Source organism: Bradyrhizobium genosp. L (genome assembly GCF_015624485.1).
GTDB lineage: Bacteria > Pseudomonadota > Alphaproteobacteria > Rhizobiales > Xanthobacteraceae > Bradyrhizobium.
Map to the genome: position 1 here is coordinate 3,664,818 of NZ_CP061378.1, position 13,014 is coordinate 3,677,831.

Annotated in this window: 11 protein-coding genes; 3 read left to right on the forward strand and 8 right to left on the reverse strand. The window is 65.1% G+C overall.

Going from position 1 to position 13,014, the window contains the following annotated elements:
* Window positions 1–18: 18 nt before the first annotated feature.
* The 5 genes from IC762_RS17010 to IC762_RS35790 all read right to left on the reverse strand — a co-directional run bounded on the left by IC762_RS17010 (window position 19) and on the right by IC762_RS35790 (window position 4,970).
* Window positions 19–1,503, reverse strand: a complete 1,485-nt coding sequence (locus IC762_RS17010) for a DEAD/DEAH box helicase (protein ID WP_195789911.1) — start codon at window positions 1,501–1,503, stop codon at window positions 19–21.
* Window positions 1,504–1,775: 272 nt separating this feature from the next.
* On the reverse strand, window positions 1,776–2,420 hold the full coding sequence (locus tag IC762_RS17015; RefSeq protein WP_195789912.1) for a helix-turn-helix transcriptional regulator: 645 nt from the start codon (window positions 2,418–2,420) through the stop codon (window positions 1,776–1,778).
* A gap of 421 nt (window positions 2,421–2,841) precedes the next feature.
* Window positions 2,842–3,456, reverse strand: coding sequence for a TetR/AcrR family transcriptional regulator (locus tag IC762_RS17020; RefSeq protein WP_195789913.1), 615 nt, complete (start codon window positions 3,454–3,456; stop codon window positions 2,842–2,844).
* Between the two features lie 142 nt (window positions 3,457–3,598).
* A complete protein-coding gene (locus IC762_RS17025) occupies window positions 3,599–4,555 on the reverse strand; it encodes a helix-turn-helix domain-containing protein (protein WP_195789914.1) in 957 nt (318 codons plus the stop codon).
* Window positions 4,556–4,727: 172 nt separating this feature from the next.
* Window positions 4,728–4,970 carry a hypothetical protein gene (locus IC762_RS35790; protein ID WP_433995913.1) on the reverse strand — a complete coding sequence of 81 codons (243 nt, stop codon included), beginning with the start codon at window positions 4,968–4,970 and terminating at the stop codon, window positions 4,728–4,730.
* Between the two features lie 105 nt (window positions 4,971–5,075).
* Here IC762_RS35790 and IC762_RS17030 point away from each other — a divergent pair, with 105 nt between their 5' ends.
* The 3 genes from IC762_RS17030 (at window position 5,076) to IC762_RS17040 (ending at window position 8,813) form a co-directional block, all read left to right on the forward strand.
* A complete protein-coding gene (locus tag IC762_RS17030; RefSeq protein WP_433995914.1) occupies window positions 5,076–6,542 on the forward strand; it encodes a caspase family protein in 1,467 nt (488 codons plus the stop codon).
* Window positions 6,543–6,608: 66 nt separating this feature from the next.
* Window positions 6,609–7,847, forward strand: a complete 1,239-nt coding sequence (locus IC762_RS17035; RefSeq protein WP_195789916.1) for an FAD-dependent oxidoreductase — start codon at window positions 6,609–6,611, stop codon at window positions 7,845–7,847.
* Between the two features lie 195 nt (window positions 7,848–8,042).
* The gene (locus IC762_RS17040) at window positions 8,043–8,813 is read left to right on the forward strand and encodes an outer membrane protein (RefSeq protein ID WP_195790164.1); all 771 of its coding nucleotides are present in this window, start codon (window positions 8,043–8,045) and stop codon (window positions 8,811–8,813) included.
* A gap of 70 nt (window positions 8,814–8,883) precedes the next feature.
* Here the strand turns inward: IC762_RS17040 and IC762_RS17045 are convergent, their stop codons facing one another.
* From IC762_RS17045 to parE, 3 genes are all read right to left on the reverse strand, one after another.
* Window positions 8,884–9,654, reverse strand: a complete 771-nt coding sequence (locus IC762_RS17045) for a glucose 1-dehydrogenase (RefSeq protein ID WP_195789917.1) — start codon at window positions 9,652–9,654, stop codon at window positions 8,884–8,886.
* Window positions 9,655–9,837: 183 nt separating this feature from the next.
* Window positions 9,838–10,629, reverse strand: coding sequence for an outer membrane protein (locus IC762_RS17050; RefSeq protein ID WP_195789918.1), 792 nt, complete (start codon window positions 10,627–10,629; stop codon window positions 9,838–9,840).
* A gap of 232 nt (window positions 10,630–10,861) precedes the next feature.
* Window positions 10,862–12,922 (reverse strand): DNA topoisomerase IV subunit B, encoded by a 2,061-nt coding sequence (gene parE / locus IC762_RS17055; protein WP_195789919.1) that lies wholly within the window; start codon window positions 12,920–12,922, stop codon window positions 10,862–10,864.
* Window positions 12,923–13,014: the final 92 nt, after the last annotated feature.

The following is a 13,014-nucleotide window of genomic DNA, read 5'->3' on the forward strand; positions in this document are numbered from 1 at the left end:
TGCCCGGAGCTCTAAGCCTTACGCGCGTGCGCGCACCGGTCGCAGCAGGAAGGCGGGCAGATGCGAATGATCGGCCGGCTCGTGATCGACCTCGCGCTGCTGCCGCCGTGGCTCCGCACGTCCGATCGACGGCACGTGCGAGGCGGGGGCCTGCGGGGCACTGTTGCGGGCGTGGCGCGGTTCGCGCTGCGGTTCGCGTTCCTGGCGCGGCTCCCGCTCTTGCCGCGGCTCCTTCTCGTGACGCGGCTCGCGTTCGCCGTGACGCGGCTCGCGTTCACGCCGCGGCTTGCGACCGCCGCGGGCGCCTTCGCGCGATCCGTCGCGGCTACGCGAACGGCGCGGCGCCTCGCCATCATCGGAGGCTTCGCTGTGTGCGGCATAATCGCCTTCGGCGCGCGGGATCTGTTGGCCGATCAGCTTCTCGATCGCGACCATCGACTTGTTGTCGAGCGACGTGACGATGGAGATCGCGGTGCCGGTGCGCCCGGCGCGGCCGGTGCGGCCGATCCGGTGCACATAGTCGTCGGGATGATGCGGGACGTCGAAATTGAAGACGTGGCTGACGGCGGGGATATCGAGGCCGCGGGCCGCGACGTCGGAGGCCACCAGCAGCGGAATCTCGCCCTTGCGGAACTGATCGAGCGCGGCGGTGCGGGCCGACTGATCCATGTCGCCATGAAGCGCGCCGACGCTGAAGCCGTGCTTCTGCAGCGATTTGTGCAGCACGGCGACTTCGCGCTTGCGGTTGCAGAAGATGATCGCGTTGTTGAGATCCTTGGCGTCGCGCAACAGGCGGCGCAGGATCTCGCGCTTGTCATGGGCCTCGCGACCGGACGGGACCTGCAGTTGCGTCACGGTGACGGCTGTCGTCGCGGGCTTGGAGACCTCGATCCGCGCAGGATTATGCAAGAAGGCCTCGGTGATGCGGCTGATTTCCGGCGGCATCGTCGCCGTGAAGAACAGGGTCTGCCGCGTGAAGGGGACGAGTTTGCAGATGCGTTCGATATCGGGGATGAAACCCATGTCGAGCATGCGATCGGCTTCGTCGATCACCAGCAGCTCGACGCCGGTCAGCAGCAACCCGCCGCGTTCGGTATGGTCGAGCAGGCGGCCGGGCGTTGCGATCAGGACGTCGACGCCCCGCATCAGCTTGGAGTCCTGGTCGCCGAACGAGACGCCGCCGATCAGCAGCGCAACGTTGAGCTTCTGACCTGCGCCATATTTGTCGAATTGTTCCTTGACCTGGGCGGCGAGCTCACGGGTCGGCTCGAGGATCAGGGTGCGCGGCATCCGTGCCCGGGCGCGGCCCTTTTCTAGGATGGTGAGCATCGGGAGAACGAAGGCGGCGGTCTTGCCGGTGCCGGTCTGGGCGATGCCGAGGACGTCGCGGCGGGCGAGAACGTGCGGGATCGCCTGTTCCTGGATCGGGGTGGGGGAGGTGTAACCTGTGGCCGCAACTGCGGCGAGAACCTTGTCGGACAGGCCTAGATTGGAAAAGGACATTGAGCCTCTGGTCGATACCGCCGTTCGGAATCGAAAGTAAAAGGCTGTCGCGTTCGGCCCCGAAACGGCTCGCTTCTCAAAAAAGCTCGGGGGCTGCCAAAGGACGCTGACGGGCGGCAAACCTGACGAATCGCGTTTCGATCCGAGGCCGCGTTGCCTCGCAACATAGGGTCGCAACCGGCAAAGTCAATCGCTGACCCCGCCGGTTAGCCGAAAAAGCTTAATGTTTTCGCACAAATAAGGGCCTTTTCGTCATTTTCCGGTCAAATGACTCAACACTCAGCGTCGCTGCTGCGGGCCCTGAACTCGCCTGGCGTCGAGCCTTCGGACGCGGTGAAGATCCGGTAGAAGGTCGCCAAGCTGCCGAACCCGCAGGCGAAGGCGATCTCGGCAATCGGCCGCGGCGGTGTCGCGGCGAGCAGCCGGCGGCTCTCGGCCAGGCGCTGGTCGGTGACGGTGTGCGAGAAGCTCTTGCCGGTCGTCTCAAACAGCACATGCAAATAGCGGACGGATACACCGAGCAGCTCGGCGATCATCGTCGGTGACAGCGCCGGCTCCGGCAAATGGCGCGTGACCAAGCGCCGCGCCAGGCTGAGCCGGCCGATGCGAAGCGCCTGCTGGGCGCGCCGGCTGCCTGGCCTGATTGCGCCGCGCTCGAGCAGCGCGAACTCCGCCACCGCCTTGACCAGCGGCGGAACGCTCGCCGCACTGCCTGTCTGCATCGCTTCCTTGAGGTCGGCGGTGCAGGCCTCGAGCAACGGTGCCCAGCCGCGACGGCTCGGCGCGGCCGGCATGCCCCCGGGTGCAAGCGCAGGCGTCTGATCCCGGCTGACGTGCAGATCGAAGCTCGCAGGCGCCGTAGCCGAGGCGACGCTGCCGGATCCCTGACGATGGTCGAGATCGACTTCACCGCGCATGGCGCACCACCTTCCTGCAACTGGGAGGGATGGGCCGAGCCTCCGAGTCGGGCCATGCGCTGCGCCCTGTGTCCTGCCTGCCGCCGATCCTCGCCATGAGTCTGCCCCTGCATGTCGTTGTCGCCAGTGCAGTTTTGGCCGAGCCGTGGCCGGGCGTCTTCTCGTTGCGCGCACGCTGATCGTTTCGGCTGAACCTCCGCCGGTACGCGTGGCGGCGTGTCCAGTCGGCCCGTGACCCCATCCCAATCATTCGCGGTACCCTGAAAAGCCTTGTGAGAGCAATGCGTGTATTTCACATAATATTGTAAAATGTGAAACAGGAAAATTGCGGCCGGACGTCCGGGCATGGCTCCGCCCCGGGCCGTGTAGGTCGGTTTTCAAAAGAAATTTTTGGGTGAGGATGACGCTCGGACGCCGCCGGCTATTTCCGCTTCGGCATCACGGCGCAGCCGTACAGCACCATCGCGCACATCTGGCGATAGCGGCCGGAGAAGTCGTCACGGGCGATCGGCGGCAGCGCCTGATTGACGGCGCGTCCGCCGTCGGCGAGCGCCTGTGCGATCTGCGCCGGCGTGAAGGCGCCGTTCAGCCTCAAAAACCGACCGGCCTGAAGGTCGATGACCAGCTTCTCCAGATCGGCCTGGAACGACACCGCCGACTTGATCATCAGGTCGCGGCAGCGCTTGAAGGCTTCGGCGTTGAGTTCGACGGTGTGCGGCGAGCGCGTCAGCCGTCGCCGCGTCTCGCCGTAGCGGACGTCGAGGATCTTCGCGAAGATGTCGAGCGCGCTGCCGCCATTCGCCCGCACGGACCGGCCGGCCTGCAAAGCAAGCTCGACGTCGTCGACATGGCGAAAGCTGATCACCGCGCGGAAGGCGTCTTCCTTGTTGCTGAAATAATAATACAGCGCGCGCTGCGTGAAGCCGCAGGCCCGTGCCAGCACCACCATCGATAGCCCACTATAGCCGTAGTCGAGAAAGGCCCGGTCGACCTGCATCAGCAGGTCGGGTCCGGGCTTGATCATCTTCTTCGACATCGGGATTCCAAGGGCGCGGCGCGGCAGCACGCCTGCCGCCACGAACCCGGCTTACGGGCGTGGCCGCGCTTTAGCAACCCGCAAGTGCGCAGCCTGCCGATTCCCGGCATTGCATTCCTGGCATTGGATGATCTCGATGCACTCAGGCCGGCCGTGCCCGATAATCGCCCGGCGTCATCGACTCAGACGCATTGAACAGCCGATAGAACGTCGCGAGGCTCTCGAAGCCGCAGGCAAAGGCGACATCGGCGACCGACCGCTCCGGCCGTTCGCGCAGCAGGCGGCGGCTGCGCTCGAGCCGCAGCGCGGCGACGGTCTGCGAGAAGCTCATTTCCGTGGTCTCGAACAGCACGTGGAGATGGCGGACCGAAATGCCGAGCATGTCTGCGATCAGGGTCGGCGACAGCGTTGTCTTCGCGAGATGCCGTACCAGCAGGCGGCGCGCCAGCGACAGACGTCCGGTCCGCAGCGCCTGCTGCGCGAGCCGGCCTGCCGGCACCATCACGCCGCGCTCGATCAGGGCGATATGCGCGAGGGCCTGCACCAACGGGCCCGTCACCGCCGTCGCGGTCGCATCGCTGCTCTCGACGAGGTCGCGGAAGCAGGATTCCAGCAGTGGCCGCAGCATGGACCGGTCCTGCACCGGCCTCGGGACAAGCTGCTCCAATCCGGCGCGCGCATGGGGGAGATCGGTGGCTGGCACCTTGAGGATGCGCAGGTTGAATCCATCGCGGCCGAGCGGCGCAGTGCGATAGGGCAGGTCGGCATAGCTGGTGGCGAACATGCCATTGTGAACCGAGAAGTCCTCGAGCCGCACGCCCCCGAACCAGCCGCCGCCGCCAAGCTGCTGGTAGATGCACAGGCTGTCGCTGCGCGCGTCTGCGATGTCGCCGGCACGGCGCTCGACCCGGTACGGCGAGGCGCGCAGTTCGATCAGTCCGGCATTGCCGAGCTTGCGCAGCGAGAACTCGCCGAAGAAATCGCCACGCTGCGCCGGCTCGAGCTCCGCGGTCACGCCGAACAATCCCTTGGCGCGCACCTCACGCCAGTGGTCGAAACGCTCTCGGGGAGCGACCTGCTCGGTGGACCATGTGTACACGGAAAGCCCTTGCGACGCGCGGGACCAGATCCGCCTGTCCGGACAAACCTATCATGCAGATCGGAAAAGGAAACGTTACCTCCGGCCCTCTGCGCCCGCAGATGTCGATCCTGCACAGGATTCAAGGGTAGCGGGCGGCCGTTCCTGCACGGCGTGGCCGCCCGCTCGATGCTCAGACGATGTGCCAGCTCGAATCGACGTCGGTGGCGACGATATGGGCGGCCTGCATGTTGCCACTGTCCCACACGGACACCGCGCCGTTGTCGTTGTGCCAGAGGATATCGCTGCGGCCGTTGCCGTCATAGTCGCCGACGCCGGCGATGTGCCAACTGGCGTCGACCTGGCCCGCGCCGCGTTCATGACGACGTGACGTGATGATTGCGTCGATCAGGCATGATCGTTGAACCGCCTCGATCTATTCGTACACTGCATTGAGAATGCCGCCGTTCGGCGGCCGACTGATCTTGAAATGCAGGCGGATAGTTGGATGACGAGACGGTTTTCCGGACTGACGGCGCTGATGGGCATCATCCTGGCGCTGCTTGCATGGGTCGTGCCCGCCCATGCCGAAAAGCGCGTCGCGCTCGTGATCGGCAACAATGACTACAGGAACGTGCCGAAGCTGCAGAAAGCGGTCAACGACGCCCGCACCATGGGCGACACGCTGAAGCAGCTCGGCTTCGATGTCATGGTGGCCGAGAACCTGAACCGCCAGGCCTTCTCCGAGGCGCTGCTCGCCTTCGACCGCGCGGTCCAGCCGGGCGACACCGCGTTCTTCTTCTATGCCGGCCACGGCTTTGAGATCGCCGGCCAGAATTTCCTGCTGCCGACCGATGTGCCGGCGGCGACCGAGGGCCAGGAGGAGCTGGTGCGCGACGCCTCCGTGCTGGCCGACCGCATCGTCGAGCGGCTGCAGAACAAGAAGGTGCGGACCTCGATCCTGGTGTTCGACGCCTGCCGCAACAATCCGTTCGAGCGCGCCGGCACCCGTGCGGTCGCCGGCGGAGGCGGGCTCGCGCCGATGACGCAGCTGCCCGAGGGCGTGTTCTCGGTGTTTTCGGCTGGACCGCGCCAGACCGCGCTCGACCGGCTCTCGAATGACGACGCCAATCCCAATTCGGTGTTCACGCGGACCTTTGCCAGGGAGCTGCTGCAGCCCGGTGAAAACCTCGTGCAGGTCGCGCAGCGCACGCGGCGGCTGGTCAGCGAGATGGCCGAGACCGTGAAGCACAAGCAGATCCCGGTCTATTTCGATCAGATGGTCGACGACGTCTTCCTGAATGGCGCGGCAAAGGGGCAGGCAGATGCCGCAAAACCGTCGGCGCCGCCGCAACAGGTGGCGGCGCTGCCGCCGGTCGCGGTGCCGCGGCTGCCGAAGGAGGATTCTGTCAACGCGCCGATCGCGAGCTTCTCGCGTCACAATGGCGGCTGGACGGTGGTGTTCTCGATCGTCGATCCGACGCTCGGCATCTCCTGGCGCGTCGGCGACAGCGGGGATTTCCGCGAGACCGGATTCATCGACACGCTCGATCCGCGCACCCGCAAGCGGATGCCCAATCCGTCGATCGAGCTGCCCGCCGACGCGCCCGCCAGCACGATCGAGATTCGTTATGTCGATGCGCAGGGCGAGATGCAGGGCCCGTTTCCGATCAAGTTCGATCCCGAGGCCGCATTGATCCGCGACCAACGCAAGATCCTCGACATGACCGCCACGAGCTGGCTATCGTTCCGCGAATTCAACGGCCTCTTGGTCTATTACACGCATCTGATGTCGTATCGATGCGCGATCCGCGAGGTCCGCATCGGCATCGACAGCGCGGTGCCGGACAAGGTGCTGAAGATGCCGGCCTGCGATCCGCGTGATCCCAGCGCGATACCGTCCGAGGCGCAGCCCTATCTGAAGCTCGCGCCGCAGACCAAATCGGTGTCGGTCGAATTGACCTATCGCGACGGCAGCGTATCCGAGATCAAGACGTTCCGGCGCTAGCATCCTTTCGGTCTGATCCGCGTTACAATCCCGACCCAGGCTTGAGAGAACGGCGAGGACGGAGTCATGGACGGCAACAATCCGCAACGGCCGCGTACGATGAAGGTCCGCTGCTGCGTGGTCGGCGGCGGGCCGGCCGGCATGATGCTGGGCTATCTGCTCGGGCGCGCCGGGGTCGATGTCGTGGTGCTGGAGAAGCATGCCGACTTCTTCCGCGACTTTCGCGGCGACACCGTGCATCCCTCGACCTTGCAGGTGATGGACGAGCTCGGGCTGATCGACGGCTTCCTGAAGCTGCCGCACCAGCAGATCCAGAAGCTCGACGGCATCTTCGACGGTACCCATGTGCGGCTCGCCGATACCAGCCGTCTCGACGTGAAATATCCCTACATCGCGCTGATGCCGCAGTGGGACTTCCTCAATTTCCTGCGCGAGAGCGGCAAGCGCTTTGGACAGCTCAAGGTGCTGATGAACACCGAGGCCACCGATCTGATCCGGCGCGGCGACACCGTCGCGGGCGTCGTTGCGAAAACGCCCGAGGGGGAATTGGAGATCGAGGCGGATCTCACGATTGCCTGCGACGGCCGCCATTCCACGATCCGCGAGCGGACCGGGCTTGCCGTGGAGGAGATCGGCGCGCCGATGGATGTGCTGTGGTTTCGAGTCGGGCGGCACCCGGACGAGACCGAGAACCTGTTCGCGCGCGTCGACCACGGCAAGATGCTGGTGACGTTCGACCGCGGCGACTACTGGCAATGCGCCTATGTGATCGCCAAGGGACAGTTCGAGGCAGTGAAGGCGAGGGGGCTGCCGGCGTTGCTCGACGACGTGTTGCGGCTGGCGCCGATCCTCAAGAGCGGCATTGGCGACGTGAAGAGCTTCGACGATCTCAAGCTGCTCACGGTCGCGATCAACCGGCTGACTCGCTGGACCCGGCCTGGGCTGCTTCTGATCGGCGATGCGGCGCATGCGATGTCGCCGATTGGTGGCGTCGGCGTCAACCTCGCGGTCCAGGATGCGGTCGCAACGGCCAACATCCTGGCGGCGAAGCTCGTCCATGGCTGCCCGTCGGAGGACGAACTCGATGCTGTCAGACGCCGTCGCGAGTTTCCCGTGCGGGTGACCCAGCGCCTGCAGGTGGTCGCCCAGAACAACATCATCAGCGTAGCGCTGAAGCCGGGTGATCGGCCGACGCCGTTGCCGCTCCGCCTGATCACCGCGGTGCCGTGGTTGCAGGGACTGACTGCGCGCGTTCTCGCCGTCGGGGTGCGGCCCGAGCACGTCCATTCGCCAGCCTGCAGTTGAGTTGCGCTGCTATGAATTCATCAAGGATAACAGCCGCTTAAGTTAACCATGAAAAGTTGCGTGGTTGCAACAGACGGACAAGATTCGAAATCGGCGGACACCGATTCGACGCCACCGGTTGCGCCGGTTTTCTTTTGGTAAGGGTCTCTCTGGGAAAGCTGGCACCCATCGGACAATCCTGAGGGTGCCATCATGTTGCGTACCAAATTCATTGCTGCGTTGACCGCCACCACCGTGCTTGGCCTCGGCGCCGCATCCGCCGCCGACCTCGCGGCCCGTCCCTACACCAAGGCGCCGGCTTACGTCGAGGCGATCTACAACTGGGCCGGCTTCTACATCGGCGGCCATGTCGGCGGCGCCTGGACCAACGAGCAGTGGGCCAACACCGCGAACACCACGGCGTTCGGTGACCTCGCGCCGGGCCAGGGCTTCCGTCAGCGCGGCACGGGTTTCCTGGGCGGCGGTCAGATCGGTTACAACTGGCAGGCCAACAATTTCGTGTTCGGCGTCGAGGGCACGCTGTCCGGGCTCGATGCTTCCGGCCGCGTCAACAACACGGTGTTCGGTGCCGCGGATGATCAGTTCAGCTGGCGGGCCAATCTGCTGGCAACGATCGTCGGTCGCGCCGGTCTCGCCATCAACAACAACCTGCTCTACGTCAAGGGCGGCTACGCCGGCGTGAACAACCGCCTGTCGGTGGTCGACACCCTTCCGCCCGCAACCGGCTCCGGCAGCACGACCCAGTGGGCCAGCGGCTGGACCGTCGGCGCCGGCTGGGAATACGGCATCACCCGCAACTGGACCGTCGGTGTCGAGTACAACTACGCCGCCTTCGAGAAGCAGAGCTATCAACTCGCGGGTACCGCGACCGGCACCTACACGTTCGACGCCAAGCCGCGCGACCTGCAATGGGCGGTGGTGCGCCTGAACTACAAGTTCGACGCGCCGGTGATCGCGCGCTACTGAGCTCGTCTCAAATAGACTGAGTTTGAGAAAGCCCTGGCATCGCGCCGGGGCTTTTTGCGTTCCAGAGCGTCTAGACCATCACCGAATAGCCGCCGTCGACCGGAATGGCGGTGCCGGTGACGAAGTCGGACGCGGGAGAAGCTAGGAACACGGCAATCCCGGCGAAATCGCCGATCGCGCCCCAGCGTGCGGCCGGCGTACGCGCCAGCACGCGCTCATGCAGGCCGGCGACCTGCTGGCGCGCGCCTTGCGTCAGCTCGGTGTCGATCCAGCCGGGCAGGATGGCGTTGACCTGGATATTGTCGGGAGCCCAGGCGTTGGCGCAGGCGCGGCTGTACTGCACGATGCCGCCCTTGCTTGCGGCATAGGCCGCGGCAAAGCTCGCGCCGAAGATCGACATCATCGAGCCGATGTTGATGATCTTGCCGTGACCCGAGGCCTTCAGCGCCGGATAGGCCGCCTTCGAGCACAGGAAGGCGCTCGTGAGGTTGGTGTCGATCACCTTGCTCCATTCCTCGAGCGCGAGTTCGTGCGGCGGCTTGCGGATGCTCATGCCGGCATTATTGACGAGGATGTCGATCCGTCCGAGCTCGGCGGTCACGCGTTCGACCATGGCAGCGACCGCCGCCTTGTCGGTGACGTCGGTCGTCACCGCGATGGCCTTGACGCCGCGCCGGCTGAGATCCTCGACCGCCGCCTTCGATTTCGCCTCGTTGCGGCCGACGACGGCAATCGCAGCGCCGGCATCAGCCATGCCCTGCGCCATGCCGAGCCCGATGCCGCCATTGCCGCCAGTGACGATGGCGACCTTGCCCGAGAGATCAAACAGTCCGTTTTTCATTGTTGTTGTCCGCTGTGGTTTGAGCGGCCAAGACAGTGCCCGATCGATGCGGCCTTGACCAGCAGGCGGACCGGTTCCGCACGGAGGACGCCGGCCTTCGGGAAAGGGAGCGGCCAACAAAAAAGCCCCGGACGATGCCGGGGCTTTTGGTCTGCAATTCAGCAGAAATCAGTACTTGTCCGATCAGTACTTGGCGACAACCGGGCCGCTCCAGTTGAAGCGGTAGACCAGCGAGGTGCTGATGGTCTGCACCAGCGGCTTGAAGGTGATGTCGCGGCCGTTCGACAGGTTGGTACCGTCAGCCAACTCGGAGATGTTCTTGTTGTCGTAGTAGGCAGCGCGGTACTCGGTCTTCATGAACCAGCCGGGAGCCGAGATGCCGAAGAAGCTCAGGTTGTTCTCGACGCCGCCGCCAACGAACCAGCCACCGCGGTCGAAACCGTTGGTGTGCAGGCCGGACGGGAGAGCGGTGACGGTGCTGAGCAGGGTGGTGCCCTTCCAGTGCGCGTCCGAGTAACCGGCGTTCACGTAGGACAGGACGTTCGGAGCGACCAGATAGCCGAGGCGCGCACCGGCGGCCCAGGAGTAGTCGTTCTTGATGTTGCCCGCGATGAACGGACCCTGATCCTGGATGGTGCCCTTGAGGCTGCCGAACTGGCCGTCGGCGAACACGCCGAACACCCAGCTCTGGCTGGCCTGCCAGTCGTAGCCGGCGCCGACGGTGCCGTACCAGCCATCGCCGCCCTGGCGCTGGTTGAGGCCAAGGATGCTCGCGCCGCCAGCGGTCGGCTGAATGGTGGTGTCAGCGTCCCAGACGCCGCCGCCGCCGCCGCCAAACACGTAGAAGCCAGTCCAGCTCGGCGCCACCGGGAGCGGGGCGGGAGCCTTGGTGTACGGGCGGGCGGCGAGGTCGGCCGCCTGGGCCGATGCCGTCATCGCAGCAACCGCGGTCAGAGCGAGCAAGATCTTCTTCATATCCAAATCCTCGACTTTAGCGTTCGATCGGGTCGCTTGACGAAGGGCGCTCCAGCACCGATTCCCCAGCCTTGATGTCGGGACTATACGTGGTTCCGCCGGAAATGCTGTTGCGGGTGAGACACAACCGGCCGAAAACGAAACCTGCGGGGTTCGCGGAAACGGCGAACGAAAGCGGCCGCCCCCGAGCGAGGGCGGCCGAAAAAATGATCGAAATCAGCAGGTTGTCGCTCTAGACGTCGAGCAGATCGTCGCTGGCGAATTCGGCCTTGTCGGAAATAAAAGCAAACCGTGCTTCCGCCTTGGTGCCCATCAGCCGCTCGACGGAATCGGCAGTGCCCTCGCGGTCGTCAGCGAGCAGCACCACGCGCAGCATCGTGCGCTTGGCCGGATCCATGGTGGTTTCCTTGAGCTGGGCCGGGTTCATTTCGCCGAGGCCTTTGAAGCGATTCACCTCGACATTGGCGTTGGCGTTGAACTCGCTCTTCAGCAGCGCGTCCTTGTGCGCGTCGTCGCGGGCATAAACCGACTTGGAGCCGTGGGTCAGCTTGTAGAGCGGCGGCACCGCGAGATAGAGATGCCCTTCATCGATCAGCCGCGGCATCTGCCGGTAGAAGAACGTGATCAGCAGCGATGCGATATGCGCGCCGTCGACGTCGGCGTCGGTCATGATGACGATGCGCTGATAGCGCAGGTCCTCTTCGCGATAATGCGCAAGCGTACCGCAACCGATCGCCTGCACGAGATCGGAGAGCTGGGCGTTGGCGGTCAGCTTGTCCTTGCCGGCGGAGGCGACGTTGAGAATCTTGCCGCGCAGCGGCAGCACGGCCTGGTTTTGGCGATCGCGCGCATGTTTGGCGCTGCCACCTGCCGAGTCGCCTTCGACGATGAAGAGCTCCGAGTTTGCCGTCCCGGTGTCGATGCAATCGGCGAGCTTGCCGGGGAGGCGCAGCTTCTTGCCCGCGGTCTTGCGAGCGGTCTCCTTCTCCTGCCGTCGCCGCAGCCGCTCCTCGGCGCGGTCGATGACGAAATCCAGCAGGCGATTGGCCTGGTTCGGATTGCCCGACAGCCAGTGGTCGAACGGATCCTTGATCGCCTGTTCGACGATGCGCTGCGCTTCCGCGGTGGCGAGACGGTCCTTGGTCTGGCCCTGGAATTCAGGCTCGCGCACGAACACCGAGAGCATCACCGCCGCGCCCACCATCACGTCTTCCGAGGTGATGGAAGCCGCGCGCTTGCCCTGGCCGGCACGCTCCGCATGATCCTTCAAGCCGCGCAGCAGCGCACTGCGCATGCCCGATTCATGGGTGCCGCCGTCGGGTGTCGGCACCGTGTTGGTGTAGGACGACAGGAAGCCGTCGGCGTCGGCGGTCCACGCCACCGCCCACTCGCAGGCGCCGTGCGCGCCGCTGCGGCCGGACTTGCCGGAGAAGATGTCCTGATGCACCAGCGTGTCGGCGTGGATCGCCGCGGCGAGATAATCCTTCAGGCCGCCGGGGAAGTGGAATGTCGCCTCCGCCGGCACATCTTCGACGCCCTTCAACAGCTCCTGGTCGCAGTGCCAGCGGATTTCGACGCCGCCGAACAGATAGGCCTTCGAGCGCGTCATCTTGAACAGGCGCTGCGGCTTGAAGGTCGCCTTGGCGCCAAAAATCTCGGTGTCCGGCTTGAAGCGGATGCGGGTGCCGCGGCGGTTGTTGACCTTGCCGAGCTCTTCGAGCTTGCCCTTGGGAAGGCCGCGTTCGAAGGTCATGCGGTACAGCTGCTGGCTGCGCGCGACCTCGACCTCGAGCCGCGAGGAGAGGGCGTTGACCACGGAGACGCCGACGCCGTGCAGGCCGCCCGAGGTCTCGTAGACCTTGGAGTCGAACTTGCCGCCGGAATGCAGCATGCACATGATGACTTCGAGCGCCGACTTTCTCGGGAATTTCTTGTGCGCGTCGACTGGAATGCCGCGGCCATTGTCGGTCACGGTCAGGAAGCCATCGGCAGCAAGTTCGACTTCGATGAAGGTCGCATGACCGGCCAGCGCCTCGTCCATCGAATTGTCGATCACTTCGGCGAACAGGTGGTGCAGCGCCTTCTCGTCGGTGCCGCCGATATACATACCAGGCCGCTTGCGGACCGGTTCCAGCCCCTCAAGGACCTCGATGTCATCGGCGGTATAGCTGTCTTCGGCACCGCCGGTGGCGCGGGCGGCGACCTTCAGCGGCGCGCGTCCCTTAGGCTCCGGAGCACCGAACAGGTCGTCGGCCGATTTGGCTTTTGCGTTTGTTTTCAGTGGTTTGGACATGGTTCTTTATGTCACGCGCCAGTCTTGGCGCGGCGAATCGGTTATCCCTGACTATGCCACGGATAGGCTGCAAATGGGGACGGCGGAGGGCA

Bases quoted from the DNA above. Each gene is read 5' to 3' on its own strand.
- IC762_RS17010 (WP_195789911.1), bottom strand. From the start codon at position 1,503: ATGTCCTTTTCCAATCTAGGCCTGTCCGACAAGGTTCTCGCCGCAGTT.
- IC762_RS17015 (WP_195789912.1), bottom strand. From the start codon at position 2,420: ATGCGCGGTGAAGTCGATCTCGACCATCGTCAGGGATCCGGCAGCGTC.
- IC762_RS17020 (WP_195789913.1), bottom strand. From the start codon at position 3,456: ATGTCGAAGAAGATGATCAAGCCCGGACCCGACCTGCTGATGCAGGTC.
- IC762_RS17030 (WP_433995914.1), top strand. From the start codon at position 5,076: ATGGGCATCATCCTGGCGCTGCTTGCATGGGTCGTGCCCGCCCATGCC.
- IC762_RS17035 (WP_195789916.1), top strand. From the start codon at position 6,609: ATGGACGGCAACAATCCGCAACGGCCGCGTACGATGAAGGTCCGCTGC.
- IC762_RS17045 (WP_195789917.1), bottom strand. From the start codon at position 9,654: ATGAAAAACGGACTGTTTGATCTCTCGGGCAAGGTCGCCATCGTCACT.
- IC762_RS17050 (WP_195789918.1), bottom strand. From the start codon at position 10,629: ATGAAGAAGATCTTGCTCGCTCTGACCGCGGTTGCTGCGATGACGGCA.
- parE (WP_195789919.1), bottom strand. From the start codon at position 12,922: ATGTCCAAACCACTGAAAACAAACGCAAAAGCCAAATCGGCCGACGAC.